The following is a 25,368-nucleotide window of genomic DNA, read 5'->3' on the forward strand; positions in this document are numbered from 1 at the left end:
GGACGTCAGCGTTTCGTCATGGGTCGCGCACGCTCTTCCGGGGTGATCCGCGCCTACCGTCGGGCCATGCGAGACGACCCACGGTTTCCCTCCTCTCCCGGCTTCTGGCGCAGCCCCCTGCGCGGCCCCTGGTTCACCTCGGTGCTGGGCCTCGTCCTGCTCGTCGGCATCACCGTGCTGTTCGTGACGGGCCTGGTCTCGTACGCCGCCTACAACCCGGACCTGTCGCCGGTGAACGACAAGACCCCGGAGAAGGGAATCCTCGGCTTCTACCTCTTCGCCTGGCCGACGAACCCGCACTGGCTGTACCGGCTCAACCAGGGCGTCCACGTCACCCTCGGCATCACCCTGGTCCCCGTCCTGCTCGCCAAGCTCTGGTCCGTGATTCCGAGGCTCTTCACGCTGCCGCCGGTCCGCTCGCTCGCGCACGCCCTGGAGCGGATCTCGCTCCTGCTCCTGGTGGGCGGCGGGCTGTTCGAGTTCGTGACCGGGGTGCTCAACATCCAGCTCGATTACGTCTTCCCCGGCTCCTTCTACCCGCTGCACTTCTACGGGGCGTGGGTGTTCTTCGCCGCCTTCGTCGCCCACGCGCTGCTGAAGACGCCCGTCGTCCTGCGCAACGTGCGGCAGCTGCGGGAGGAGAGGAACGATCTGGTGACACCGCGCCCCGCCGAGCCCACCGTCACCCGCCGCGGTGCGCTGTGGTTCGTCGGCGGCGGCTCGCTGCTGCTGTTCGCGACCACGGTGGGACAGAACTTCGACGGTCCGCTGCGGCGCACCGCCCTCCTCGCACCGCACGGCGGCGAGGACCCCGGCAGCGGCCCGAACGGGTTCCAGATCAACAAGACCGCCGCGTACGCCGGGATCGACCCGGCCGAGACGGGCGAGGACGCCTGGCGGCTCGTCGTGACGGGGCGTACGGGCACCGTCCGCCTCAGCCGCACACGGCTCGCCGAACTGCCCCAGTACAGCGCGGCGTTGCCCATCGCCTGTGTGGAGGGCTGGTCGACGTCGGACCAGTGGTGGCGCGGTGTGCGGCTGCGCGATCTCGCCGCGCTCGTCGGGTACGACGGCGACCCTCCGGACGTCCTGGTCGAGTCGCTCCAGCGGCACGGCGCCTTCCGGCGCGCCGCTCTGAGCGCCGGCCAGGTCGCCGACCCGCGCTCCCTCCTCGCCCTGTACGTCAACGGCGAGGACCTGTCCCCCGACCACGGCCACCCGGCGCGGATCATCGTGCCCGCGGCACCCGGTGTGCTCAACACCAAGTGGGTGGCCCGCATGACGTTCGGAGAGCTGTGATGCCCCGACCGCGGATCCCCGTGGGGAACCCCTTCCAGCTTCTGCTGCTCGCCTGCTCCTTCGCGCTCACCGCCTACGCCGGGGTGCGGCTGCTCGCCGACGACTGGTTCGGCGTGGCGCTGTGGGTCGTGGGGGCGGCGCTGCTGCACGACCTGGTGCTGCTGCCGTTGTACGCGGTGGCGGACCGGGCGGTGGTACGAGGGCTGAGGGCGCGCCGGGAGTGGGTGCCGTACGTGCGCGTACCGGCGGCCCTGTCCGGGCTGCTCCTGCTCGTGTGGTTCCCGCTGATCTGCGGGACGGTGGAGCGGCGCTACCGGTCCGCCACCGGACTCTCGCCGGACGGCTTCCTCGCCCGCTGGCTGCTGATCAGCGCCGTCCTCTTCGGCGGCTCGGCGCTGTTGCTGGCGCTGCGCGTGCGCAGGGCGACGAAGGTGCGCCCGCCGGCCGTCCACTGACCGGACCGCTCCCACCCCCGTGCGTACCGGAGCAGGGCCTGTGTGCCGAGCCGCGCCCAGGGGAACGCGGCACCGGCGGCCGAGTGCGCGTCGGTGATGCGGACGTGGACGCGTTCGTCGAGGTCCACCGGGGCGGTCTCGGCGATGAGCAGACCGCCGGGGCGCAGGAGTTCGGCCGCTCTGCCCAGGAGAGCGAGCGGGTCGCCGCCGATGCCGATATTGCCGTCCATGAGCAGGACGGTGTCCCAGCGGCCCTCACCGGGCAACGGCTCGAACACCGAGCGCCGCAGCGCCTGACCGCCGAGCCCCAGGGTGTGGTCGACGGCGGCCTCGCTGACGTCGATGCCGAGGACGGCCCGGCCCCGGGCGGCGAGTTCCGCCACCAGCCGCCCGGGCCCGCAGCCCACGTCCAGCACGGCCCCCTCGCACCGGTCCAGCACGTCCCGATCGACGCGGTCGGCCCGGGCGCACCAGCGTTCCACCTCCAGCGGCAGCAGCCAGCCGTCGGAGCGCCGCAGGAACAGCGGCCCATGACCTGCGCGCAGGGCGGCGGCATAGGGGTCGGCAGTCGCCCAGGCCAGGGCGGGGGCGGGCGGGGCGCTCATCGTGCGGGGACCGATGCGCACCGGGCCAGCCGGGCGGCGAACCGGCCGTGCGGGGCGAGGGCGGCGACAGCGTGGGCGTCGGCGGCGGTGTCGACGTCCCGGAGCGGAGGCAGCTCGCGTACCCGCAGCCCGGCCGCGAGGAGCCGTTCCCGCTGGACGGCTCCGGTCACCGGTGTGGACATGGGCACGCCCCGCAGCAGGGCGGGGTCGGGGTCGGCGAGGCCGAGGGCCCAGAAGCCACCGTCCTCCGCCGGGCCGAACCAGGCGTCGCCCTCGGCGAAGTCGACGGTGAGCAGCTCGGGCGTCACCTGAGGCGTGTCCATACCGATGAGCAGGGCCGGTCCGCCGCACCGCGCGAACGCGTCCGCCAGCCGCTCGTCCAGCCCTCCCGCGCACTGCCGTACGACCTCGAAGCCGGCCGGCAGCCAGGAGCCGGGCTTCCCGTCGAGGACGAGGATCCGGCGGGTGGCCGGGGTCGCCGAGACCGCGTCCAGGGTGTCGGCGAGCGAGGCCTCCGCCAGTGCCGCCGCCTCGCCGGGCGTGAACGGCGGGGTGAGCCGGGTCTTGACCCGGCCCGGCCGCGGCTCCTTGGCGATGACGAGGAGCGTGGTCACCGTACGGCCCCTTCCTCGCCCGGGGACTCGGCCAGTACGCGGCTCATGTCCCGCACGGCCTGCCAGGTGCCGCGCCAGGTGCCCGTCACCTTCGAGGCCCCGGTGCGCGGCAGGTACGGCACGTCGTACTCGGCGATCCGCCAGCCCGCGTCGGCCGCGCGGACGACCATCTGGAGCGGATAGCCGCTGCGCCGGTCGGTGAGGCCGAGCGCGAGCAGCGGCTCGCGGCGGGCGGCGCGCAGGGGACCGAGGTCGTGCAGGCGCAGCCCGGTCCGGCGGCGCAGCATCCGTGCGAGCGCCAGGTTTCCGGCGCGGGCGTGCGCCGGCCATGCGCCCCGCCCCTGCGGACGCCGCCGGCCGAGGACCAGGTCGCTCCCGCCGTCACGCACCTCGCGCACGAAGCGGACGAGCAGAGCCGGGTCGAGGGAGGCGTCGCAGTCGCAGAAGCACACCACGTCGGCGGTGGCGGCGGTCAGTCCGGCGTGGCAGGCCGCGCCGAAGCCCCGGCGCGGCTCGCGTACGACGGTCGCGCCGTACGCGTGGGCGACCCGGTCCGAGCCGTCGGTGGAACCGTTGTCGACGACGAGTGCGCGCCAGCCCGGCGGGATCCGTTCGAGGACCCAGGGCAGGGCCTCGGCCTCGTTCAGGCAGGGCAGCACCACGTCGACGTCCGAAGGAATCGTCGTCACGGCATTCACCCTACGAACACGAATCGATACATAACGGACTGCCGCTCCTTACGAAACGCGGACGTCGGCGGCCCGTGGGTGCCCGGGCACGGCATCACCGGCGGCCCGGTGCCAGGCTGGAGCCATGCAGCAGTCCCATCAGCACGAGGAGACCCCCGACGGGGCTCCGCGCATCCTGGTCGTCGACGACGATCCGACCGTCGCCGAGGTCGTCACCGGGTACCTGAAGCGCGCGGGTTACCTCGTCGACCGCGCGGACGACGGACCCACCGCCCTCACCCGTGCCGCCGCGCACTGGCCGGACCTGGTCGTCCTCGACCTGATGCTGCCCGGGATGGACGGCCTTGAGGTGTGCCGGCGGATGCGGGGGCAGGGGCCGGTCCCGGTCATCATGCTCACCGCGCGCGGCGACGAGGACGACCGCATCCTGGGCCTGGAGGTCGGTGCCGACGACTACGTCACCAAGCCCTTCAGCCCGCGCGAACTGGTCCTGCGCGTGGAGTCGGTGCTGCGCCGCAGCAGGCCCGCCGCCCCCGGGCACCGACTGGGGGCGGCCGGTCTGACCGTCGATCCGGCCGCCCGCCGCGCCACCAAGAACGGCACCGAACTCGCCCTCACCCTGCGCGAGTTCGACCTGCTCTCCTTCTTCCTGCGCCATCCGGGGCGGGCCTTCGGCCGGGAGGACCTGATGCGCGAGGTGTGGGGGTGGGACTTCGGTGACCTGTCGACCGTCACGGTCCACGTCCGCCGCCTGCGCGGCAAGGTCGAGGACGACCCGGCCCGGCCCCGCCTCATCCAGACCGTGTGGGGCGTCGGCTACCGCTTCGACGCCACGGGAGCCGCCACCGAAATCACCGGAGAGGAGGCCGGATCGTGAACGACACCCTCCTCATCGCCCTGTACGCCTTCGCCGGCGCCGCGGCCACCGGCCTGGTCGGCGCGGGCGCGCTGCGCCTGATCCGGCGCCGCTCGCTCACCGCCTCGCTCGCCGTGGTCGCGGCGGTCGGCGTGGTCGCGATGCTCGCCGGCACCCTCGCCGTCGCCTGGGCGATGTTCCTCTCCGCGCACGACCTGAGCGTCGTCACGACCGTCGTCGCCATGGCGGCCGTCGTCTCCCTGGCCACCGCGCTGCTGCTGGGCCGCTGGGTCGTAGCACGCAGCCGTGCCCTCGCCGTGGCCGCGCGCTCCTTCGGCGACGGCGGAGACTTCGCCGCCCCCGACGGCCCGGCCACGGCCGAACTGGAGTACCTGAGCCGCGAACTGGCCGCCACCAGTGCCCGGCTCGCCGAATCCCGGGAGCGGGAACGCGCTCTGGAGACCTCCCGGCGGGAACTCGTCGCCTGGATCTCGCACGACCTGCGCACCCCCCTGGCCGGTCTGCGCGCCATGTCGGAAGCGCTGGAGGACGGCGTCGCCGCCGACCCGGGCCGCTACCTGAGGCAGATGCGCACCGAGGTCGAACGCCTCAACGACATGGTCGGAGACCTCTTCGAACTCTCCCGCATCCACGCCGGCACCCTCCCCCTCGCCCCCACCCGCGTCTCCCTGTACGACCTGGTCGGCGACGCGCTGGCGGGAGCCGACCCGCTCGCCCGGCAGCACGGGGTGCGGCTGGTGGGCGGTCGCGTCGAGCAGGTGCCGGTGGAGGTGGACGGCAAGGAGATGAGCCGGGTGCTGGGCAACCTGCTGGTCAACGCCATCCGCCGGACCCCGGCCGACGGCACGGTCGCCATCGCCGCGGAGCGTTCCGCCGAGGGGGTGGTGGTGTCGGTGACGGACGCCTGCGGCGGCATCCCCGAGGAGGACCTGCCGCGCGTCTTCGACACCGGCTGGCGCGGCACGCACGCCCGGACGCCCCCGGCCGGCGCGGGTCTGGGCCTCGCCATCGTCCGGGGGATCGTGGAGGCCCACCAGGGCCGGGCCACCGTACGCAACATCCCCGGCGGTTGCCGTTTCGAGGTGGTGCTGCCCGCTGCCGCTTCTCTTTGATGCGGGCAGCACCACCGGCTCAGAGGGCTATCCGTCCCGCATCCCGGCCCGCGCGAACTCCGCCATGCCCTCGGCGAACCCGACCGCCGGCTTCCACGCCAGCCCGTCCCGCAGCCGTGCCGAGTCCGCGGTGATGTGCCGGACGTCGCCGAGCCGGAACTCGCCGGTGACGACGGGTTCGGGCCCGCCGTACGCGGCGGCCAGCGCACGCGCCATCTCGCCGACGGTGTGCGGGTCACCGCTGCCGGTGTTGTACGCCGTGAGCGCACCGGTGGGCGACGAGGCCTCCAGGGCGGCCAGGTTGGCCTCCGCCACGTCCCGGACGTGCACGAAGTCCCGCCGCTGCCGCCCGTCCTCGTACACGCGCGGCGCCTCGCCCCGGGCCAGCGCCGAGCGGAAGAAGGAGGCGACCCCGGCGTACGGGGTGTCGCGGGGCATGCCCGGCCCGTACACGTTGTGGTAGCGCAGCGACACCGCCGACCCGCCGGTGCAGCGGGCCCAGGCGGCGGCCAGGTGCTCCTGGGCGAGCTTGGTCGTCGCGTACACGTTCCGGGGATCGACCGGGGCGTCCTCGCCGACCAGGCCGGGGGCGAGGTCCGCCCCGCAGACCGGGCACGGTGTCTCGAACCGCCCCGCGTCGAGGTCGGCCACGGCACGCGGGCCGGGCCGGACGACCCCGTGCCGGGAGCACTCGTACCGTCCCTCCCCGTAGACCACCATCGACCCGGCCAGCACGAGACGCGGCACACCCGCCTCCGACATGGCGGCGAGCAGCACGGCGGTCCCGAGGTCGTTGTGCGAGACGTACTCCGCCGCGTCGGCGACCCCGTCACCGAGCCCGACCATCGCGGCCTGGTGACACACGGCATCCACACCGGACAGGGCACGGCGGACCGCTGCCGCGTCCCGCACGTCTGCCGCGGGATCCTCCCGCACGTCGAACACGACCGCCTCGTGCCCCCGCTCCCGGAGCGCGGTGACGACATGGGACCCGATGAACCCGGCACCGCCGGTGACCAGTACGCGCATACGGCCACGCTAGGCCCGCACCGGGCCCGCGCCAGGGGGCCGCGCCCGTACGTCATGACTCCGTAAGGACGTGCCCGGTGCGTCGAACCGGGACAAACCGGGCGTTACTTGGGACGCTGCCCCCATGACAGCAGCCGCAGCCTCCGGTGACGCCGTGCATCGCTACGACGATCTGACCGCCCTCTACATCAACTGCACCCTCAAGCCGTCCCCGCAGCTCAGCCACACCCAGGGGCTGATCGACAAGAGCCGGGCCATCATGGACGCCGCCGGTGTGACCACGGACGTGATCCGCGCGGTCAACCATGACATCGCGCCCGGCGTCTACCCGGACATGACCGAGCACGGCTTCGCCACCGACGCCTGGCCGGGCCTGTACGAGAAGGTGATGGCGGCGGACATCCTCGTCCTGGCCGGCCCGATCTGGCTGGGCGACAACAGCTCGGTCACCAAGCAGGTCGTCGAGCGCCTCTACGCCTGCTCCTCGCTGCTCAACTCCCGGGGACAGTACGCCTACTACGGCCGGGTGGGCGGCTGTCTGGTCACCGGCAACGAGGACGGGGTGAAGCACTGCGCCATGAACCTTCTCTACAGCCTCCAGCACCTCGGCTACACGATCCCGCCCCAGGCCGACGCCGGCTGGATCGGCGCGGCCGGCCCCGGGCCGTCGTACCTCGACACGGGCTCGGGCGGCCCGGAGAACGACTTCACCAACCGCAACACCAGCTTCATGACCTGGAACCTGATGCACCTCGCCGCCCTGCTGAAGCGAGCAGGGGGCGTTCCCGCCTACGGCAACCAGCGCTCGGAGTGGGACGCCGGCTGCCATCCCGGGGCGGACAACCCCGAGCATCGCTGAACGATCGTGGAAAGTACCGGAACCGACCAACCCGGGGCACACTACTCCGATAACATGTTCGATCGTGCAACGATCACCCAAGAGAGGTGATCCACTCACCTAACAACACGCAAACCGAATAAGACAATTGATGCCTATATCAACGCGAATACCCACGCCGGCAAGACGCAGGGGCATGCTGTGGGCCGCGGCCGGGGCCGTGGCCCTCGGCTTCCTCATAGCCCTCGAGATCGTCGCGCGCCACTACGACGTGCCGGGGCCGATCACCCGCCAGGTGCGAGAGGTGATCGTCGCCCCCAAGTCGGGCGCCCTGCTGTACGCCGGCATGGCGTTGATGATGGTGGTGCTCACCTGGCGGCAACGCTTCATCGCGCTCGGCACCGCGATCGGCATCGACGTCGTCTTCCAGCTGGTGCGGTGGGCGGCCGGCATCGAGGTGACCGAGGGCCACCCCTTCGGCAACGGCGCGCTGTGGGTGCTGCTGGGCTTCGGGGTGATCGCCCTCACCCGCCGCACCGGCGCGGAACGCCTCCTGCTGCTCAAGGGCGTCGGGCTGGGCCTGCTGCTGGTGGCCGGCCGCAAGACCGGCGACACCTGGTTGTTCATCACGTCGAAGGCCCTCCCCACGGTGCTCGACCCGTACGTGGCGACCGCCGACCACGCGCTGGGCAACCCGTCGTGGCTGGTGGGCCGGATCGTCGAGGCCAGCGGGTCGATCGGCTTCAACATCCTCGACCTCGTCTACGGCCAGCTCGCGGTGGCCGCGGTCCTCGTGGCGCTGTACCAGCTGCGCAACGTGGCGGCCGAGCGCCGCTTCCCGGGCCACCACCTGGTGCGCACCTTTCTGGTGATCGGCCTCCTGGGACCGGGCATCTACATGATCTTCCCGGTGGTCGGACCGATCTACGCCTACGGCACCGGCACCGAGCACTGGGACGGGATGAGCCTGTGGTGGTCGGACGCGCCGGCCACCTCGCACTGGGCGCTGGCCAACCTCTGGCCGGACGTTCCGCCGCCGGCCGACGCCCCGCAGGCGATGCCGTTCGACGGGATCACCCCCCGCAACTGCATGCCCAGTCTGCACACCGCCTGGGCCACCGCGATCTTCATCCACACCCGCAAGGGCCCCCGCGCCCTGCGGTTCGCCGGCACGTTCTGGCTGATCGCCACGCTCACCGCGACGCTGGGATTCGGCTACCACTACGGCGTGGACCTCGTGGCCGGCGTGGTGTTCACGCTCACCATCGAGGCCGCGCTGCGCTCGCTCGCACGCGGCTGGGACCGGTCGGGAACCCAGCTGGTCGTCTACGGGACGACGGTCTTCGGCGCGCTCCTGCTCTCCTACCGCTACCTGCCGACGGAGATGGCCGCCCGCCCGTGGCTGTTCGGACCCCTCGTCCTGCTGGCGATGGGCTCGGTGATCTACGGCTACATACGGACGATCAACCTGTGGGAACCGAAGCCCGCCCCGGCCTCGCGGCCCGAACCCCAGCCGGAACCGGTCTAGGGGGCTTCTAGCGACGGCCGAGTGAGCCGGCCCGTCACGGGTACTCCGCCCTCCAGGAGGAGAGGGCGGCCATGTCAAGGACCACCGACAACCTCGCAGACGCCGCGGTCGACGTCCGTTTCATCGGCAACGCGACCGTGCTGCTGTCGTACGGGCCGCTCACCCTGCTCACCGACCCGAACTTCCTCCACCGCGGGCAGTACGCCTGGCTCGGACACGGGCTGCTCAGCCGGCGCCTGACCGAACCGGCCCTCGACGTGCACGAGCTGCCCCGCCTCGACGGCATCGTGCTGTCCCACCTGCACGGGGACCACTGGGACCGCAGGGCCCGCCGGCACCTGGACCGCACGGTACCCGTGCTGACCACACCGCACGCGGCCCGCCGGCTCAGGGTGGTGCACGGCTTCCGTCGCACCGCCGGACTGCGCACCTGGCGCGGGCTCACCCTCCAGCGCGGCGGGGCGCAGGTCAGCGTCACGGCGCTGCCCGGCCGGCACGCCGGCCGCGCGCTGCTGCGCGGGCTGCTGCCGCCGGTGATGGGCAGCATGCTGGAGTTCGGCCCCGTCGGGGGACCGGTGCGGATGCGGCTGTACATCTCGGGCGACACGCTGATGTACGACGGCCTCGACGAGATCGCCAGGCGCTTCCCGGCGGCCGACCTGGCCGTCCTCCACCTGGGCGGCACCACGCTCCCCGGCGGGTTCGTGGTCACCATGGACGGCGCCCAGGGAGCGGAACTCGCCCGGCGCCTCGACCCCCGGCTGCTGCTCCCCGTGCACTACGACGACTACACCGTGATGAAGTCGCCGTTGGCGGCGTTCCTGGCCGAGGCGGACCGGCTCGGGCTCGGCGACCGCGTCGTCCACTGCGGCCACGGCCGGAGCGCCCGCATCATCCGCGAGCCCGGGGCGGCCCCGACGGTCCGCTGACCGGCGAAACGGCGCGATCAGCACGCAGCGCGTCTCCACAGATAGGTCTTGCCTATACGGGGCATCGATTTTTGGTCGTGGACCCCCTGATCCGCGGCCCGGTTCACTGTGGCCCAGAGCTGGCGCGGACCGATCGGGCTCGGTGCCGCGCGATCAGGGAGGCTGCAATGACGCAAACCCCGGCCGACGAGCGAGCCGAGCGAGCCACGCGCATCGGGGCGACGCCCTGGTACCGGCAGTTGTACGTCCAGGTACTCGTGGCCATCGTGATCGGCATCGTGCTGGGCTGGCGATGGCCGGATCTCGCCACGGGCATGGAGCCGATCGGCACGACGTTCATCACCGCGATGAAGATGCTGATCGGCCCCATCGTCTTCCTGACGATCATCGGCGGCATCGCCGGGGTCGCCGATCTCAAGAAGGTCGGCCGCACCGGCGTCAAGGCGCTCACCTACTTCCAGGCCGGCACGATCGTCGCCCTGCTGACCGGGCTGGTGGCCATCAACCTCTTCCGCCTCGGCGACGGCGTGCACGCCGACCCGGCGACGCTGCGGACCTCGGGCGACGCGAGCCAGTACATCGAGCAGGGCGAACACCAGCACTGGTGGGAGTTCCTCACCCACATCGTGCCGGACAGCTTCTTCGCCCCGTTCGTCGAGGGGGACATCCTCCAGGTGATCTTCCTGGCCGTCGTCTTCGGCATCGCGCTGAAGTTGGTGGGCCCGACGGGCGAGCCGATCGTCGCGGGTGTGCACCGGCTCACCGCGGTCGTCTTCAAGGTCCTGTCCTTCGTCATGAAGGCCGCACCGCTGGGCGCCTTCGGCGCCATGTCCTACGCCATCGGGAAGTTCGGCCTCTCCACGCTGACCAGCCTCGGCTCGCTGATCGTCCTCTTCTACGTCACCTCCGTGCTGTTCGTCGTCGTGGTGCTCGGCGGAGTGCTGGCGCTGTACGCGCGGCTGAACATCTTCCACCTCTTCCGCTACTTCAAGGAGGAGTTCTGGCTGATCCTCGGCACGTCCACCGCCGAGCCCGCGCTGCCCGGGCTGATGCGCAAGCTGCGCTTCATGGGGGCCGAGCGGTCCACGGTCGGACTCGTCGTGCCGACCGGCTACAGCTTCAACCTCGACGGCGCGGCCATCTACCTCTCCCTGGCCGCCCTCTACATCGCCCAGGCCACCGACACCTCCCTCTCCCTCGGTCAGCAACTCGGGCTCCTCGCCGTCATGCTGCTGACCTCCAAGGGCGCGGCGGGGGTCGCGGGCGGGGGGTTCATCGCGCTCACCGCGACGCTGTCGACCGTCGGCTCCGTCCCGGCCGCGGGCATCATGCTCATCTTCGGCATCGACAAATTCATGTCGGAGTGCCGGGCGCTGGTGAACTTCTTCGGCAACGCCGTGGCCACCCTGGTCGTCGCCAAGTGGGAGAACGGCCTCGACCTCGCCAGGGCCCGTGCGGTGCTCGCCGGCGAGAGGGGAGAACCACCCACGGCCACCGAGCCCGAGCCCGCGGAAGACGGCCGGGCCGGCGTGCCCGCCGCCGCCCGGACCGCCGAGGTGACGCCCTGATGGCGTCCGTCCTGATCGCCCCGGACAAGTTCAAGGGCTCCCTCGGCGCCGACGAGGTGGCCCGGGCGCTGGAACGCGGACTGCTGGAAGCGGCCCCGGACGCACACGTCGTCCGGCTGCCGCTGGCGGACGGCGGTGAGGGGAGCGTGGCCGCCGCCTGCGCGGGCCGGTTCCGCCGCGAGGAGATCACGGTGACCGGGCCGACCGGGCAGCCGGTCGCCGCGTCCGTCGCGGTGCGCGGCCGCACGGTCCTCATCGAGGCCGCCGCCGTCTGCGGACTCGGCGTCCTGCCGGGCGGCCGGAAAGCACCGCTCACGGCCACCAGTCACGGTGTCGGCCAGGCGATCGGGTACGCGGTGGCGGGCGGAGCGGAGACGATCGTCCTCGCGCTCGGCGGTGTCGCCACCACCGACGCCGGTGCGGGCCTGCTGGAATCCCTCGGCGCGCTGCTCGCCCGCGAGGACGGCACACGGGTCGGCCCCGGCGGCGGGGGACTGGCCGACCTGCGCACCGCCGACCTCGCCGGGGCCCGCGCCGCCCTGAAGGGCGTCGAGCTGGTCCTGGCCACCGACGTGGACAACCCACTGCTCGGACCGGCCGGCGCGGCCCGCGTCTACGGTCCGCAGAAGGGGGCGAGCCCACAGGACGTGCGGAAACTGGACGACGCCCTCGCCGGTTTCGTGCGCCGGCTGGCGGCGGACGTCCCGGACGCCGCTCGGATCGCCGAGAGTCCCGGAGCGGGGGCGGCCGGCGGACTCGGCTACGCCGGGATGCTGCTCGGCGGGCGGGTGCGCTCGGGGGCCGACTACTTCCTCACCCTGCTCGGCGCCGACGAGCTGCTGGCCGCGAGCGACTTCGTCGTCACCGGCGAGGGCAGCCTCGATGAACAGTCCCTGTCCGGCAAGCTGCCGGTCGCGCTCGCCCGGCGGGCTCGCACGCACGGCACACAGGCGCACGCGGTAGCGGGCCGCTGCGCCCTGCCCGCCGACCGGACCGCCGCCCACTTCCGTTCCGTCCAGGCCCTGACGGACCTCACCGACCAGGACTGCGCGCACGACAGCGCCCTGTCCGCACGGCTGCTCGCCCAGTGCGGCCGGGCACTCGCCGACCGCTGGATCGGCCGGGGAAGGACCGGAACCGGCAGGTAGGCTCGCCGTTCGCGGCAGGACGGAGCGGGGAGGCAGCTTGGACGCCCGGCAACTGGAGTACTTCCTCGCCATCGTCGAGCACGGTGGCTTCAGCAAGGCCGCCGCCGCCCTGCACGTCGCGCAGCCCTCGCTGTCTCAGGCGATGGCGAACCTGGAAGCCGACCTCGGTGTGGCCCTCTTCCACCGGGTGGGCCGCGGCGTCGTGCTGAGCGAGGCCGGCCAGGAGCTGCTGGAGCCGAGCAGACGCGTACTGCGCGACCTCGCCGCCGTACGGGACACCGCGTCCGCGCTCTCCGGACTGCGGGGCGGCACCGTCGAGGTCGCCACCATGCCCTCGCCCGGCATCGAGCCGCTGACGACGCTCGTCCACCGCTTCACCGAGCTGCACCCCTCGGTGACGGTCAGCACCCAGGCCGCGTTCACCCCCGACGAGGTGCTGTCCCTGGTCCGCAGCGGCGCCTGCGAGCTGGGGCTGCTGGGCAGCGCCACCCCGGTACAGCCGTCCGGACTGGACGTCCTGCACGTCGAGGACCAGCCGTTCGTGGTCGTCGCCGCGCCCGGCGGGGCGATCGAGGACGACGTCACGATCCGCCCCGAGGACCTCGCCGGGCAGAAGCTCATCGCCTCCCGCACCGGCAGCCTGATGCGCAGCATCGTCGACGACATCACCGCCGGCGGCACCGGCACCCAGATCGTGACGGTCGTGGACCACCGCACGTCCATCCTGCCGCTGGTGCTCACCGGGGTGGGCGTCGCGGTCCTGCCGTCCTCCTGGACGCGGCTGGCACGCCGCTGCGGTGCCGTGGTGGCCCCCATCGAACCGACCGCTCAGCTGCACGTGGCGATGGTCAGCCTGCCCGCGCACCTCACGCCCGCCGCACGCGCCTTCCTCACCCTCACCGGTTCGCTCGCCAGGCTGCGCGCGGCCCGCGACATGTGACGCGCGACCGATCGGCCGCGCCTATACGCCGGATCGGAAGCAGGTCTTGGACGCCGCACGACCGCCCTGTGTTGACTCGGAACCGATCCCACCCCCGTGAGCCGGAGGCACCCATGACCACCGCACCCCGCACCTTCCGTATCGCCGCCGTCCCCGCCGACGGCGTCGGCAAGGAGGTCGTCGCCGCCGGACGCGCCGTCCTGGACGCGCTCGCCGAGGACTCCGCCGGTGCCTTCGCGTTCGCGTGGGAGGAGTTCCCCTGGGGCTGCGAGTACTACGAACGCACCGGCAGGATGATGGACGAGGACGGGCTCGACCGGCTCAAGGACTTCGACGCCGTCTACTTCGGTGCGGTCGGCTGGCCCACCGTCCCCGACCACATCAGCCTCTGGGGCCTGCGCCTGAAGATCTGCCAGAGCTTCGACCAGTGGGCCAACGTCCGCCCCGTGCACTTCCTGCCGGGCGTCGTCAGCCCCCTGCGCAAGGCCGACGACACCGAGCTGGACTGGGTCGTCGTCCGCGAGAACAGCGAGGGTGAGTACGCGGGCCTCGGCGGCCGCAACCTCGGCGGACGCGGGCCGGGCGGCGAAGTCGCCGTCCAGTCGGCCCTGTTCACCGAGGTGGGCTGCGAGCGGATCATGCGGTTCGCCTTCGACCTGGCCCGTACCCGGGCCCACCGCAAGGTGTCGTCGGTGACCAAGAGCAACGCCCAGCAGTACGGCATGGTCCTCTGGGACGACGTGTTCCGGCGGGTCGCCGCCGACTACCCGGACGTGGAGACCGAGAGCGTCCTGGTCGACGCGATGTCCGCGAAGTTCGTCCTGCGCCCCGAGGAGCTGTCGGTGGTCGTCGCGTCGAACCTGAACGCCGACATCCTCTCCGACCTCGGCAGCGCGCTGGCGGGCAGCCTGGGCCTTGCGGCCAGCGCCAACCTCAACCCCGAGCGCCGCTTCCCGAGCATGTTCGAGCCGGTCCACGGCTCCGCCCCGGACATCGCGGGCCAGGGCCTGGCCAATCCGATCGGCGCGGTCGGCAGTGCCGCCTTGATGCTGGAGCACTTCGGTCTGCCCGACCAGGCGGCCCGCCTGCGCCGGGCCATCGAGACGACCACGGCGGCCGGCGTCCTCACACGTGACGTCGGCGGCACCTCGTCCACCGAGGACGTGGCCAAGGCCCTCATCGACGCCCTGAACGCCTGACCCCGCTCGATCTCCGGCACGCCTTGTGCCGACTCTCCTGTGAGTGATGCCCGCACCTCGCCGGCGGCCCGCTGACCGCTGCCGGTCGAGGGCCGTATGGGTCCCGTCAAAGGTGCGCGCGCCGCCGTATGGGAGCCGTCAACGGGCGACCCGATCCGGCCACGGAGCGGTTTCCTCGAAGAGTCCGTTGCTCTCCCGAAAACCACTCCAGGAGTCCGCGATGGCCGATCTGGCCTTCGTCGTCATCACGATCGCGCTGTTCGCGCTCGTGGCCTTCGTCGCCAAGGGGGTGACGAAGCTGTGACCGCCGAGAACGCCGTCGGCCTGGTCGTGGCCGTCGCCCTGCTGGGCTATCTCGTCCTCGCCCTGATCTTCCCCGAGAGGTTCTGAGCGGCGATGAGTCCCGTACTGGCCGGCGTGCTGCAACTGCTCGCCCTCGTGGCGGCCCTCGCGCTCGCCTACCTCCCCCTCGGCGCCTACATGGCCCGGGTCTACTCCTCGACGAAGCACCTGCGGGTCGAGAGGTGGATCTACCGGGGCATCGGTGCCGACCCGGACACCGAGATGCGCTGGCCGGCCTATCTGAGGGGGGTCCTCGCGTTCTCGGCGGCCGGGGTTCTCTTCCTCTACCTGCTGCAGCGGCTCCAGGGCGTGCTGCCCGGCTCGCTCGGCTTCGACTCGGTGAACCCGGCGCAGTCGTTCAACACGGCCGTGTCGTTCGTGACCAACACGAACTGGCAGTCGTACTACGGCGAGCAGACCATGGGGCACGTCGTGCAGACGGCCGGTCTCGCGGTGCAGAACTTCGTCTCCGCCGCCGTCGGCATGGCCGTCGCGATCGCGTTGGTAAGGGGCTTCGCACGCTCGCGCACCGGTGAACTGGGCAACTTCTGGTCCGACCTGGTGCGCGGCACCATCCGCATCCTGGTGCCGCTGTCCGTGGTCGCCGCGGTGGTGCTGGTGGCGTGCGGCGCGATCCAGAACTTCTCCGGCATCCACGAGGTGGGCCAGTTCATGGGTGGCTCGCAGCAGTGGAACGGCGGGGCCGTCGCCTCGCAGGAGGCCATCAAGGAGCTCGGCACCAACGGCGGCGGCTACTTCAACGCCAACTCCGCCCACCCGTTCGAGAACCCGACCCCCTTCACCAACCTCTTCGAGATCTTCCTGATCCTGGTGATCCCGTTCGCGCTGACCCGCACCTTCGGCGTGCTGGTCGGCTCGGTGAAGCAGGGCTACGCCATCCTCGCCACGATGTTCACCATCTGGCTGGGCTTCACCGCCCTGATGATGTGGACCGAGTTCGCCCACCACGGCCCGGCGCTCCAGGCCGCGGGCGGCGCGATGGAAGGCAAGGAGGTCCGTTTCGGCGTCGGCTCCTCGTCGATCTTCGCGGTGTCGACCACGCTCACCTCGACCGGCGCGGTCGACTCCTTCCACTCGTCCTTCACCGGCCTGGGCGGCGGCGTCACCATGCTGGGCATGATGCTGGGCGAGATCGCGCCCGGCGGCACCGGCTCCGGGCTCTACGGCATGCTGATCATGGCCGTCATCGCGGTGTTCATCGCCGGCCTGATGGTGGGTCGTACGCCCGAGTACCTGGGCAAGAAGATCGGCACCCGCGAGATCAAACTGGCGGCCTGCTACATCCTGATCACCCCGGCGCTGGTGCTCGTCCTCACCGCCGCCTCCATGGCGCTGCCGACCCCGCCGCACTCGATGCTGAACCCCGGGGCGCACGGCTTCTCCGAGGTGCTGTACGCCTTCACCTCCGCCGCGAACAACAACGGCTCGGCCTTCGCCGGCCTGAACGCCAACACCGACTGGTACAACACCATGCTCGGGCTCGCGATGCTGCTCGGCCGCTTCCTGCCCATGGTGTTCGTGCTGGCGCTGGCCGGATCGCTCGCCGGACAGAGACCGGTGCCGGTCACCGCGGGCACGCTCCGGACGGAGAAGCCGCTGTTCACCGGGCTGTTGGTGGGCGCGATCCTCGTCATCACCGGTCTGACGTACTTCCCGGCCCTCGCGCTGGGCCCGCTGGCCGAGGGACTGGCGTCATGACCACCCGTACCGATCCCCGAGAGGACGCCGTGTCCACTCCCACCCTCGCACCCCACCGGGACGAGCCGACGGGCCGGAAGGCTCCCGAAGGCCGTGTCGGAGCGGGCCTGTTCGACCCGGGGCAACTGCTCAGGTCGCTCCCCGAAGCCCTCCGCAAGCTCGACCCGCGGGTGATGGTCAAGTCGCCGGTGATGTTCGTGGTGTGGATCGGCTCCCTGCTGACCACCGCCTTCTCCTGCGCGAACCCGGGCGACTGGTTCGGCTGGACGATCAGCGCCTGGCTGTGGCTGACCGTCGTCTTCGCCAACCTCGCGGAGGCGGTCGCCGAGGGCCGGGGCAAGGCCCAGGCCGACACCCTGCGCCGGGCGAAGACGGACAGCGTGGCCCGCAAGGCGGACGGCACGGTCGTTCCCGGCACCGAGCTGAGGATCGGCGACCTGGTCGTCTGCGAGGCCGGTGACGTCATTCCCGGCGACGGCGATGTCGTCGAGGGTGTCGCGTCGGTCGACGAGTCGGCGATCACCGGCGAGTCCGCCCCGGTCATCCGGGAGTCCGGCGGCGACCGCTCCGCCGTCACCGGCGGCACCAAGGTCCTCTCCGACCGGATCGTCATCCGCATCACGACGAAGCCGGGCGAGACCTTCATCGACCGGATGATCAACCTGGTCGAGGGCGCCGCCCGGCAGAAGACACCCAACGAGGTCGCGCTGAACATCCTGCTCGCCTCGCTGACGATCGTCTTCCTGCTGGCCTGCGCCACCCTGCCGCCGTTCGCGGACTACGCGGGCACCCGCCTGACGATGGTCGTGCTCGTGGCGCTGCTGGTCTGCCTCATCCCGACCACCATCGGCGCCCTGCTCTCCGCCATCGGCATCGCGGGCATGGACCGGCTGGTCCAGCGGAACGTACTGGCCATGTCGGGGCGCGCGGTCGAGGCGGCGGGAGACGTGTCGACGCTGCTGCTCGACAAGACCGGCACCATCACCTACGGCAACCGCCGGGCCGCCGAGTTCGTACCGGTGGCCGGCACCGCCGAGGCCGAACTGGCCGACGCCGCCCAACTGTCGTCGCTGGCCGACGAGACACCGGAGGGCCGCTCCGTCGTCGTCCTCGCCAAGGAGAGGTACGGCCTGCGCGAGCGGCCGCTCGTCGGCGCCGAGTGGATCGCCTTCACCGCGCAGACCCGGATGTCGGGCGTCGACGTCGGCGGACGCCGGGTCCGCAAGGGCGCCGCCGGATCTGTCACCGCGTGGGTCGAGGAGCAGGGCGGCACGGTCGCCGGGGACGCGGACGGGATCGCCGCCCGCATCTCCGAGGCGGGCGGCACCCCGCTGCTGGTGGCGGTCGAAGACGCCGCCGACGGGGCCCGCGTCCTGGGCGTCATCCACCTCAAGGACGTCGTCAAGGACGGCATGCGGGAGCGGTTCGGGGAACTGCGCCGCATGGGCATCAGGACCGTCATGATCACGGGCGACAACCCGCTCACCGCGAAGGCGATCGCCGACGAGGCCGGCGTCGACGACTTCCTCGCCGAGGCCACCCCCGAGGACAAGATGGCCCTCATCAAACGCGAGCAGGCGGGCGGCAAGCTGGTCGCGATGACCGGCGACGGCACCAACGACGCCCCGGCCCTCGCGCAGGCGGACGTGGGCGTGGCGATGAACACGGGCACGTCGGCCGCGAAGGAGGCCGGCAACATGGTCGACCTCGACTCCGACCCGACCAAGCTCATCGAGATCGTCGAGATCGGCAAACAACTCCTCATCACCCGGGGCGCGTTGACGACGTTCTCCATAGCCAACGACGTCGCCAAGTACTTCGCGATCATCCCGGCGTTGTTCGCGGCGGTCTACCCGGGCCTGGACAAGCTCAACATCATGGGCCTGTCCTCGCCGAACTCCGCGATCCTGTCGGCGGTCGTCTTCAACGCGCTGATCATCATCGCGCTGGTGCCGCTCTCCCTGAAGGGCGTGCGCTACCGGCCGGTCAGCGCGGACAAGCTGCTGCGGCGCAACCTGACGATCTACGGCCTCGGCGGCCTGGTCGCCCCCTTCATCGGCATCAAGATCATCGACTTGCTCATCTCCTTCATCCCCGGGCTGTGACCTCTCCGAAAGCGTGCTGATGGCCATGAACAACTCCGTCGTGAACACCGCCCGGCTGCTCGGGGCGGGCCTGCGCGCCCTGCTCGTACTGACCCTGCTGACCGGTGTGCTCTACCCGCTCGCCGTGACGGGCGTGGCACAGGCTCTCTTCCATGACAAGGCGAACGGCTCGGAGGTCAGGGCGGACGGCAGGGTCGTCGGCTCGTCCCTCATCGGCCAGCAGGACTACGGCCCGGGCTACTTCCAGCCGCGCCCGGCGAACGGGCTGGGGACGAACTCGGTCAACACCCGGTACAAGCTCGTCCTCTCCGGTGCCACCAACCTCTCCGCCGACAACCCGCAGCTGATCAAGTCGGTGAAGCAGGCCAAGGCCGAAGTCGTCAGGGAGAACTCCACGGCCCGGTACAAGGTCAGCCCCTCCCAGGTGCCCGCCGACGCGGTCACCTCCTCCGGCTCCGGCCTGGACCCGGACATCTCCCCGCAGTACGCGGACCTCCAGGTCCACCGGGTCGCCGAGAAGAACGGCCTGTCCGTCGCCCGGGTCCAGAAGCTCGTCGACGACCACACCGAGCACCGCACCCTCGGCTTCATCGGCGAGCCCCGGGTCAACGTCCTCGAGCTCAACGTCGCGCTGCGGGCCGTTCTGGCCAAGAGCTGAGACGCCCCCAGCCCTGACCGGATCGGCCTCCCGCCGGCCGCTGCCGGGTCACGCCCCGCGGACGTCGGCGGCGAGCTCCTCCCGCCAGTGGAGGGAGACGCGCTGCTGGAGGACCGTCGCGGCGGCGGCCGGCAGGGGGAGCCGGACGAACTCGCGCAGCGCGCGGGCCGCGTGGTCCCGTGCGACCCACGCGGTGAGGTCCTCGTCGGACACCGGCCCGCTGTCCTCGTGCCGCAGCAGCTCCCGGGTCGCGTGGACCTCCGCGGCCAGGGTGCGCATCCGTACGCCCAGCGGGTCCTCCTGGTCGCAGCGGACGGGCAGGCCGCGGTGGATGCGGTCCAGGGCGTCGGACACCTCCGGGTAGGTGTCGATGCCCGTCTCCGACGCCAGCCGGGTCAGCTGGGCCGCGACGGCGACGCGCAGGCGCTGAGGCGGCGTGCTCTGCACGAACCGGGCCAGGTCGAAGTCCCTCACCTGCGCGGGCGGTTCGTGCTCCGCTTCCGGCAGGTCGTCCAGGAAGGGCAGCAGCAGGGCACTGGCCAGCTCCGCCGCTCCCTCCCCGGCCGGGTCGTAGGCGATGCCGAACTCCTGCTCCAGCTCGGCCAGGAAACCGGTGTAGGCGGCGGTCGAACCGGGCCAGAGGTCCACGCCGAGACGCCGTGCCCAGGGCCCGCCCGCGGTGTTGGGCTTCCGCGGCGACATGACGCGCCGGATCTGCTCCTCCGGGCAGCGCACGCCGTCCTCGGCGAGAGTGAGAGCGACCTCCGGACCCTGCCTGGTCAGGACCATCACCCGCGTACCGGCCGACAGGGCGCGCAGCACCGCGGGCCGGGCGAACTGCGCGGCACCGCCCTCCAGGATGGCGAACGCCCAGCCACCGCTCTCACCGGCGCGGACCAGCGGCCGGTGCGCGGCCCACGCGGACTCCACCGCCCGCTGCGCCTGCCGTCGGTCGCGCGGCCGGACGGTGCCCGGGACCGCGCCGAGCCTCCGCAGCATTTCCTCCGGCGTCAGGCCGGCGGCGAACACCACGTCGGGCTGGTCCGGGAGCGGTGCGGGGCGGGGGCGGCCGGTGCGGACGAACAGGAGTCTCTGCGCCCCTGACCGCGCCGGTTGCGGCGGGGTGCTCGCGTCGTCCGGGAAGACCGGCCGCCGGACGGCCGGCGGGTCCGACTCCGGCTCGGCGAGCGTGGCGGCGTGCGAGAGCGGGGAGACCGGGTCGGCGGGCACCGTCCTCTCCGTCTCCCACACGAGCCTGCCGTCCACGGCCAAGGGGATGTGCCCGAGGAAAGGGAAGCCGCCGTTCAGGGCTTCTGCCAAGTCGGCCAGAAAGTGACGCAGCGAGGGCCAGGGCGGGACGGAGGGCATGTACCCGTCGAAGTAGCCGGCCACCCGGCCGTGGTGGGGCCCGGGACGGCAGGCGAGGAACAGGCCGTCCGTGGCCCTCAGGGCGATGCCCCGGGTGAGGGGCAGCCGGTCCGCACCGTCTTCGGTTCCCTCCGCGAGGCCTCGGAGGAAGGTCGTGTCCCGCACGATGTCCGCGACTTGGGACAGCGCTCCGTAGGACGGCAACTCCAGTGCTCCGTCACCGGGTTCCACCCCGTCATGGCAGCGCAGCGAGGCCACCAGGTCGGGAGGGAACGACACACCGAGCGTGCGCTCGGCCCCCTCGATGCCGGCCTGGGACGCGGGCGGGCGCAGGGTGGCGCGGGTGCGGGGAGCGTGCCGGGCCAGCCAGGCGTCGACGCGGGCCCAGGAGTCCTCGACGGCGGGGATGCTCATGGCAGCGGACCCTACGCCGGACCACCGACAGCGCCTCTGCCCAGCCCTGCGCGGCAGCGTCGTAATCCCGCCGTTTTCACGGACGTGGCGCCGGTGAGGTGAGGGACGAGTCGAGCGGCGGAAGAATGCTGAAAGCAGGCTCTCCCGGGTGCGATCGCACCGTCTTCAGACCGGCACGCACGCGCCGGAACGGAGGACTGACTCATGGCCACTCCGCTCACCGCAGACCGGCTCGTCGCCGCGCTGAAGGCCGAGGGCTGTGCCGTACACGAGGTCGGCGGCTGGCGCACCAACAACCGTAACCACAAGGGCCCGTGGGGCCCCGTGCACGGGGTGATCATCCATCACACGGTCACCGGCCCCGGCACGGACGTCGTCGAACTGATCTACCACGGCCACAGCGCCCTGCCCGGCCCGCTCGCCACCGGCTGCATCACCAAGGACGGTGTGGTCCACCTGACCGGCAACGGCCGGGCCAACCACGCCGGCGGCGGCGACGGCGACGTGCTGAACGCCGTCATCCGCGAGTCGTACGGCACGTACCCGCCCGCCACGCACGAACACGACGGTTCGGCCGGCTCGGTCGACGGCAACGCCCGTTTCTACGGCTGGGAGTGCGAGAACAAGGGCGACGGCAAGGACCCGTGGCCGGAGGTCCAGTACGTCGCCATGGTCAAGGCCACCGCCGCCGTGTGCCGTGCGCACGGCTGGGGCCCCAAGAGCACGATCGGCCACCTGGAGTGGAGCGACTGGAAGGTCGACCCCCGCGGATTCGACATGGCCGACTTCCGCCGTGACGTCGCCGACGCCCTGGCCCGGCCGGCCGGCCGGTGGAAAGGAGAGGACCCCATGCCCCAGTACGTCAACCTCGGTGTCGCCAGGCAGTACCAGCTCGCGCCCGGTGCCTGGGACTCGATCGAGTTCACCTCGGAGTGGGCCGACGAGACCGGCGACCACGCCAGTGGCGGGAGCGTCTTCGCCCGCGGCCCGGCCCGGTTCGGCGGGAGCCTCGGCCTGCACATCGACGGTCTGCCGGCGGGCGCGGTCGTCCAGGCACGCATGTCGGAGTACGAGGGCGACCAACTCCGGGCGGACCACCCGATCCACGAGGTCGTCGGGACCGGCGGCGGCAGCTTCGCGGTCGTACCCCTGACGAAGCGGCTCGCGTCGGGCCGCAGCATGCGCGTCCGGCTGCTGAACCAGTCCGCCGCCCCGGTCACCGTCGCGAGCGCGGTCCTGACCGTACTGGTGTGGAAGGAGACCTGAGCCGAGGCCGGTCCGCGGCACCCCTCGGCCCGTGCCCTCCGGGAGACGATCGCCGTCCGGACACGTACAGGAGGGCATGAACCCAAGCGAGCCACTCCCGTTACGAGTTGAACCAAGGCACGGCCCTGTGATTAGGGTTCGGTCGATGTTCTGCGCAGACGCCACTCCTTTACTCCCGGCAAGACGAGGCACGGCCGCTTCGAGTCGCTTCGGGAGGGCTCGTGAGTGACACGGTGAGCACGGCCCGCCCGGCGGCCGAAGAGGTTCGGGAGTCCCGGAGTACGGAACGGACCGCGCCGGCCCGCCCGGCCAGGCGGCGGGACGCGTTCTTCGACAACGCCAAGTACCTGGCGATCGTGCTGGTGGCCGTAGGGCACGCCTGGGAGCCGCTGCGGCCGGACAGCAGGGCGGTCACCGCCCTCTACATGCTCGTCTACGCCTTCCACATGCCGGCGTTCATCATCATCTCCGGCTACTTCTCACGCACCTTCGACGGGAGCCCGGCCCGCCTCAGGCGTCTGGTCACCGGCGTCGTCCTGCCGTACGTGGTCTTCGAGACGGCCTACACCCTGTTCACCCGCTGGACGAGCCAGGACCCCGACCGGCCGATCAGCCTGCTGGACCCGCTGTACCTGACCTGGTTCCTGGCGGCGCTGTTCGTCTGGCGGCTGACCACGCCGATCTGGCAGCGCGTGCGGTGGCCGCTGCCGCTGGCCCTGGTCGTCGCGATGCTGGCGACGCTCTCGCCGTCCATCGGCAACGACCTCGACCTCCAGCGCACCCTGCAGTTCCTGCCGTACTTCGTGTTCGGTCTGCTGCTGCGACCGGAGCACTTCCGGCTGGTGCGCCGCCGCGAGGCGCGGATCCTCGCCGTGCCGGTGGCCGGATGCGCCCTGGGGGCGGCGTACTGGGCGGTCCCGCGGATGAACTACGCCTGGTTCTTCCACGCCGACAGCGCCCAGGGCCTGGCCGCCCCCTCCTGGTACGGGCCGGTGATGACGCTGGCCGCCTTCGGCTGCTCGGTCGTCCTGGTCGCCTGTTTCCTCGCCTGGGTACCCGGGCGCAGAACCTGGTTCACGGTGCTCGGCGCGGGCACGCTGTCCGGCTATCTGCTGCACGGCTTCCTCGCGCAGGCCGCGAAGTACTGGGGCTGGTACGAGCCGGCCTGGGTGCGGGAGCCGGTGGGCGTGGTCGTGGTCACGGCCGTCGCGGCCGCGGTGATGACGGCGCTGTGCACACCGACCGTACGGCGGCTCTTCCGCTGCGTGACGGAACCCGGGATGGAGTGGGCCTTCCGCCGAGCTGCGAGGTGACGGGCCGGCCCGCACGCTGGAGAGACAGCACACTTCTCCGCGAGGGAGCACGGCCATGGCGAATCACCGCAGTGGGAGCGGGAGGCCGAAGAAGGGCGACAAGGTCACCTGGAGCAGCCACGGCAGCCAGGCCGAGGGCGAGGTGGAGAAGGAGATCACCGAGCGGACCCGGGCGTCGGGACGCACGGTCGACGCCTCGCCCGAGGAACCGCAGTACGAGGTGCGCAGCGACAAGTCCGGCAGGACCGCCGTGCACAAGCCGTCCGCGCTCAAGAAGAAGAAGTGAGGCGGCGTGGACGGCGGGGAACGCGAGGAGACCTGGAACGCCTTCCGTGAGCTGGTGAACATGTCACCGGCCGAACTGGAGGAGTGGCTGGCCTCCGACCGGTCGCGGAACGCCGGACAAAGCCAGGACGGGGGCGAGTCCACCGGGCACGCCTCCGGCCGGCGGATCGTGGCGATCCTGCGGGCCAGGAAGGGCGACCTCACGGACGACGACTACCAGCACATGCGCAAGGTCGTCGGCTACGTCCGCCGGCACCTGGCGCAGCGGCCCTCCGGCGACGTACAGGACACCCGGTGGCGCCACTCACTCATGAACTGGGGGCATGACCCACTGACGTGACACCGTTCAGTGCCTGGGTCGCCTGGTGCTGCGTCTCCTCGGACACCACGCGGGCCTCCTCCACGACGTCACCGCGTTCGCGTACGAGGCTCTCGTAGATGGGAAGTTCTTCGGTCGTGGTCGATTCGGGTTTCATTGGGATGGTCCTATCGCTTTACAGCCGGGTCTGAGGGGCCCGTGTAAGTCTGCGTCATTACGTTCCGCGGTGTTACCCACCCCCGTCGTGTCCATATTTCCGTCACGTGCTTCGCGAATTCCCCAACATTGCGACCGTGAGCAGCACGAAGGGCCCCGGGAATCGATCCCGGGGCCCTTCGTACGGGGTTCGTCAGAGCGACGTCGTGTGAACGCCCGCGTTGGCGCCCGCCGCGGCGCCCTCCGTCGACAGCGCCGCCTGCAGGTTCCCGCAGAGCTCGGCGGTCAGCGGGCCGACCAGGCCGGCGGAGAGGCCGCCCGCGAGGCCGCCCGCAAGACCCGCGGACGCACCCGCGTTGCCGCCGGAGACCTGCTCCAGGTCCGCGTCGGACAGCTCGGCGATCTCGACCCGGGGGGTGTTGTTCATGGGGGTGTTTCCCTTCGCGTGAATGTCGCAATGGCGAGGAGCGTGGGTGATGGCCGGATCGAAGAACCGGGTTTCCGTACCTGCGCTCCGCCGTGCGCAGGATCAAAGCACTCCCTGCCGCACGACGGCCAGCCGCCCGCCCGCGCGGTACCCCGCTTTTCGCCTG

At 71.9% G+C, this 25,368-nt stretch carries 24 protein-coding genes; 18 read left to right on the top strand and 6 right to left on the bottom strand.

Annotation, left to right across the window (positions count from 1 at the left end; genetic code table 11):
* Positions 1–66: 66 nt before the first annotated feature.
* On the top strand, positions 67–1,299 hold the full coding sequence (locus tag ABZ016_RS34575) for a molybdopterin-dependent oxidoreductase (protein WP_356920662.1): 1,233 nt from the start codon (positions 67–69) through the stop codon (positions 1,297–1,299).
* Positions 1,300–1,609: 310 nt separating this feature from the next.
* Here ABZ016_RS34575 and ABZ016_RS34580 read toward each other — a convergent pair whose 3' ends face one another.
* Genes ABZ016_RS34580 through ABZ016_RS34590 form a run of 3 tightly spaced genes read right to left on the bottom strand, consistent with a single transcriptional unit; the run spans position 1,610 to position 3,671 of the window.
* A complete protein-coding gene (locus ABZ016_RS34580) occupies positions 1,610–2,359 on the bottom strand; it encodes a methyltransferase domain-containing protein (protein WP_356920720.1) in 750 nt (249 codons plus the stop codon).
* Positions 2,356–2,973, bottom strand: a complete 618-nt coding sequence (locus ABZ016_RS34585) for a DUF2064 domain-containing protein (RefSeq protein WP_356920663.1) — start codon at positions 2,971–2,973, stop codon at positions 2,356–2,358. The genes ABZ016_RS34580 and ABZ016_RS34585 overlap by 4 nt, the downstream gene beginning before the upstream one ends.
* Positions 2,970–3,671, bottom strand: a complete 702-nt coding sequence (locus ABZ016_RS34590; protein ID WP_356920664.1) for a glycosyltransferase family 2 protein — start codon at positions 3,669–3,671, stop codon at positions 2,970–2,972. The genes ABZ016_RS34585 and ABZ016_RS34590 overlap by 4 nt, the downstream gene beginning before the upstream one ends.
* A 115-nt stretch (positions 3,672–3,786) precedes the next feature.
* Between ABZ016_RS34590 and ABZ016_RS34595 the strand changes: the two genes are divergently transcribed.
* A complete protein-coding gene (locus tag ABZ016_RS34595) occupies positions 3,787–4,539 on the top strand; it encodes a response regulator transcription factor (protein WP_356920665.1) in 753 nt (250 codons plus the stop codon).
* Entirely contained in the window at positions 4,536–5,651 is a 1,116-nt protein-coding gene (locus ABZ016_RS34600; protein ID WP_356920666.1) for a HAMP domain-containing sensor histidine kinase, read from the top strand. The genes ABZ016_RS34595 and ABZ016_RS34600 overlap by 4 nt, the downstream gene beginning before the upstream one ends.
* Positions 5,652–5,678: 27 nt before the next feature.
* Here the strand turns inward: ABZ016_RS34600 and ABZ016_RS34605 are convergent, their stop codons facing one another.
* A complete protein-coding gene (locus ABZ016_RS34605) occupies positions 5,679–6,680 on the bottom strand; it encodes an NAD-dependent epimerase/dehydratase family protein (protein WP_356920667.1) in 1,002 nt (333 codons plus the stop codon).
* Between the two features lie 124 nt (positions 6,681–6,804).
* On the opposite strand from ABZ016_RS34605, the gene ABZ016_RS34610 reads away from it, so the two are divergent.
* The 11 genes from ABZ016_RS34610 to ABZ016_RS34660 all read left to right on the top strand — a co-directional run bounded on the left by ABZ016_RS34610 (position 6,805) and on the right by ABZ016_RS34660 (position 19,654).
* Positions 6,805–7,539, top strand: coding sequence for a flavodoxin family protein (locus ABZ016_RS34610; protein ID WP_356920668.1), 735 nt, complete (start codon positions 6,805–6,807; stop codon positions 7,537–7,539).
* 175 nt (positions 7,540–7,714) lie between these two features.
* Complete coding sequence (locus ABZ016_RS34615; protein WP_356920669.1) at positions 7,715–9,046, top strand: DUF5933 domain-containing protein; 1,332 nt, start codon at positions 7,715–7,717, stop codon at positions 9,044–9,046.
* Between the two features lie 71 nt (positions 9,047–9,117).
* The gene (locus ABZ016_RS34620; RefSeq protein WP_356920670.1) at positions 9,118–9,975 is read left to right on the top strand and encodes an MBL fold metallo-hydrolase; all 858 of its coding nucleotides are present in this window, start codon (positions 9,118–9,120) and stop codon (positions 9,973–9,975) included.
* A 167-nt stretch (positions 9,976–10,142) separates the two neighbouring features.
* The gene (dctA, locus tag ABZ016_RS34625) at positions 10,143–11,543 is read left to right on the top strand and encodes a C4-dicarboxylate transporter DctA (protein ID WP_356920671.1); all 1,401 of its coding nucleotides are present in this window, start codon (positions 10,143–10,145) and stop codon (positions 11,541–11,543) included.
* The gene (locus ABZ016_RS34630; RefSeq protein WP_356920672.1) at positions 11,543–12,691 is read left to right on the top strand and encodes a glycerate kinase; all 1,149 of its coding nucleotides are present in this window, start codon (positions 11,543–11,545) and stop codon (positions 12,689–12,691) included. Before dctA ends, ABZ016_RS34630 begins: the two co-directional genes overlap by 1 nt.
* Before the next feature lie 37 nt (positions 12,692–12,728).
* The gene (locus ABZ016_RS34635) at positions 12,729–13,631 is read left to right on the top strand and encodes a LysR family transcriptional regulator (protein WP_356920673.1); all 903 of its coding nucleotides are present in this window, start codon (positions 12,729–12,731) and stop codon (positions 13,629–13,631) included.
* Positions 13,632–13,744: 113 nt separating this feature from the next.
* A complete protein-coding gene (locus ABZ016_RS34640; protein WP_356920674.1) occupies positions 13,745–14,830 on the top strand; it encodes a tartrate dehydrogenase in 1,086 nt (361 codons plus the stop codon).
* A 300-nt stretch (positions 14,831–15,130) separates the two neighbouring features.
* Entirely contained in the window at positions 15,131–15,220 is a 90-nt protein-coding gene (gene kdpF / locus ABZ016_RS34645) for a K(+)-transporting ATPase subunit F (protein WP_055523315.1), read from the top strand.
* A 6-nt stretch (positions 15,221–15,226) separates the two neighbouring features.
* On the top strand, positions 15,227–16,891 hold the full coding sequence (gene kdpA, locus ABZ016_RS34650; protein ID WP_356920675.1) for a potassium-transporting ATPase subunit KdpA: 1,665 nt from the start codon (positions 15,227–15,229) through the stop codon (positions 16,889–16,891).
* A complete protein-coding gene (gene kdpB, locus ABZ016_RS34655) occupies positions 16,888–18,996 on the top strand; it encodes a potassium-transporting ATPase subunit KdpB (protein ID WP_356920676.1) in 2,109 nt (702 codons plus the stop codon). Before kdpA ends, kdpB begins: the two co-directional genes overlap by 4 nt.
* A 25-nt stretch (positions 18,997–19,021) precedes the next feature.
* On the top strand, positions 19,022–19,654 hold the full coding sequence (locus ABZ016_RS34660; RefSeq protein WP_356920721.1) for a potassium-transporting ATPase subunit C: 633 nt from the start codon (positions 19,022–19,024) through the stop codon (positions 19,652–19,654).
* Positions 19,655–19,702: 48 nt separating this feature from the next.
* Here the strand turns inward: ABZ016_RS34660 and ABZ016_RS34665 are convergent, their stop codons facing one another.
* The gene (locus ABZ016_RS34665; RefSeq protein WP_356920677.1) at positions 19,703–21,436 is read right to left on the bottom strand and encodes a hypothetical protein; all 1,734 of its coding nucleotides are present in this window, start codon (positions 21,434–21,436) and stop codon (positions 19,703–19,705) included.
* Positions 21,437–21,640: 204 nt separating this feature from the next.
* On the opposite strand from ABZ016_RS34665, the gene ABZ016_RS34670 reads away from it, so the two are divergent.
* The 4 genes from ABZ016_RS34670 (at position 21,641) to ABZ016_RS34685 (ending at position 24,640) form a co-directional block, all read left to right on the top strand.
* Positions 21,641–22,702: an N-acetylmuramoyl-L-alanine amidase gene (locus ABZ016_RS34670; protein WP_356920678.1), complete on the top strand. Its 1,062-nt coding sequence runs from the start codon at positions 21,641–21,643 to the stop codon at positions 22,700–22,702.
* Between the two features lie 221 nt (positions 22,703–22,923).
* Positions 22,924–24,015, top strand: a complete 1,092-nt coding sequence (locus tag ABZ016_RS34675; protein WP_356920679.1) for an acyltransferase family protein — start codon at positions 22,924–22,926, stop codon at positions 24,013–24,015.
* Positions 24,016–24,070: 55 nt separating this feature from the next.
* Positions 24,071–24,301: a DUF2945 domain-containing protein gene (locus ABZ016_RS34680; RefSeq protein ID WP_356920680.1), complete on the top strand. Its 231-nt coding sequence runs from the start codon at positions 24,071–24,073 to the stop codon at positions 24,299–24,301.
* A 6-nt stretch (positions 24,302–24,307) separates the two neighbouring features.
* Positions 24,308–24,640, top strand: a complete 333-nt coding sequence (locus tag ABZ016_RS34685) for a DUF3140 domain-containing protein (RefSeq protein WP_356920681.1) — start codon at positions 24,308–24,310, stop codon at positions 24,638–24,640.
* Between the two features lie 328 nt (positions 24,641–24,968).
* Here ABZ016_RS34685 and ABZ016_RS34690 read toward each other — a convergent pair whose 3' ends face one another.
* The gene (locus ABZ016_RS34690; protein WP_356920682.1) at positions 24,969–25,202 is read right to left on the bottom strand and encodes a hypothetical protein; all 234 of its coding nucleotides are present in this window, start codon (positions 25,200–25,202) and stop codon (positions 24,969–24,971) included.
* Positions 25,203–25,368 lie beyond the last annotated feature (166 nt).

The organism is Streptomyces sp. NPDC006372 (assembly GCF_040612515.1).
In the GTDB taxonomy this organism is placed as follows: domain Bacteria; phylum Actinomycetota; class Actinomycetes; order Streptomycetales; family Streptomycetaceae; genus Streptomyces.

What these genes read in the sequence shown, in the direction of transcription:
- ABZ016_RS34640 (WP_356920674.1), top strand. Translation starts at nt 13,745, where the DNA reads ATGACCACCGCACCCCGCACCTTCCGTATCGCCGCCGTCCCCGCCGAC.
- ABZ016_RS34670 (WP_356920678.1), top strand. Translation starts at nt 21,641, where the DNA reads ATGGCCACTCCGCTCACCGCAGACCGGCTCGTCGCCGCGCTGAAGGCC.
- ABZ016_RS34620 (WP_356920670.1), top strand. Translation starts at nt 9,118, where the DNA reads ATGTCAAGGACCACCGACAACCTCGCAGACGCCGCGGTCGACGTCCGT.
- ABZ016_RS34575 (WP_356920662.1), top strand. Translation starts at nt 67, where the DNA reads ATGCGAGACGACCCACGGTTTCCCTCCTCTCCCGGCTTCTGGCGCAGC.
- kdpB (WP_356920676.1), top strand. Translation starts at nt 16,888, where the DNA reads ATGACCACCCGTACCGATCCCCGAGAGGACGCCGTGTCCACTCCCACC.
- kdpA (WP_356920675.1), top strand. Translation starts at nt 15,227, where the DNA reads ATGAGTCCCGTACTGGCCGGCGTGCTGCAACTGCTCGCCCTCGTGGCG.
- ABZ016_RS34605 (WP_356920667.1), bottom strand. Translation starts at nt 6,680, where the DNA reads ATGCGCGTACTGGTCACCGGCGGTGCCGGGTTCATCGGGTCCCATGTC.
- dctA (WP_356920671.1), top strand. Translation starts at nt 10,143, where the DNA reads ATGACGCAAACCCCGGCCGACGAGCGAGCCGAGCGAGCCACGCGCATC.
- ABZ016_RS34630 (WP_356920672.1), top strand. Translation starts at nt 11,543, where the DNA reads ATGGCGTCCGTCCTGATCGCCCCGGACAAGTTCAAGGGCTCCCTCGGC.
- ABZ016_RS34580 (WP_356920720.1), bottom strand. Translation starts at nt 2,359, where the DNA reads ATGAGCGCCCCGCCCGCCCCCGCCCTGGCCTGGGCGACTGCCGACCCC.
- ABZ016_RS34665 (WP_356920677.1), bottom strand. Translation starts at nt 21,436, where the DNA reads ATGAGCATCCCCGCCGTCGAGGACTCCTGGGCCCGCGTCGACGCCTGG.
- ABZ016_RS34595 (WP_356920665.1), top strand. Translation starts at nt 3,787, where the DNA reads ATGCAGCAGTCCCATCAGCACGAGGAGACCCCCGACGGGGCTCCGCGC.
- ABZ016_RS34660 (WP_356920721.1), top strand. Translation starts at nt 19,022, where the DNA reads ATGAACAACTCCGTCGTGAACACCGCCCGGCTGCTCGGGGCGGGCCTG.
- ABZ016_RS34615 (WP_356920669.1), top strand. Translation starts at nt 7,715, where the DNA reads ATGCTGTGGGCCGCGGCCGGGGCCGTGGCCCTCGGCTTCCTCATAGCC.
- ABZ016_RS34680 (WP_356920680.1), top strand. Translation starts at nt 24,071, where the DNA reads ATGGCGAATCACCGCAGTGGGAGCGGGAGGCCGAAGAAGGGCGACAAG.
- ABZ016_RS34610 (WP_356920668.1), top strand. Translation starts at nt 6,805, where the DNA reads ATGACAGCAGCCGCAGCCTCCGGTGACGCCGTGCATCGCTACGACGAT.
- ABZ016_RS34690 (WP_356920682.1), bottom strand. Translation starts at nt 25,202, where the DNA reads ATGAACAACACCCCCCGGGTCGAGATCGCCGAGCTGTCCGACGCGGAC.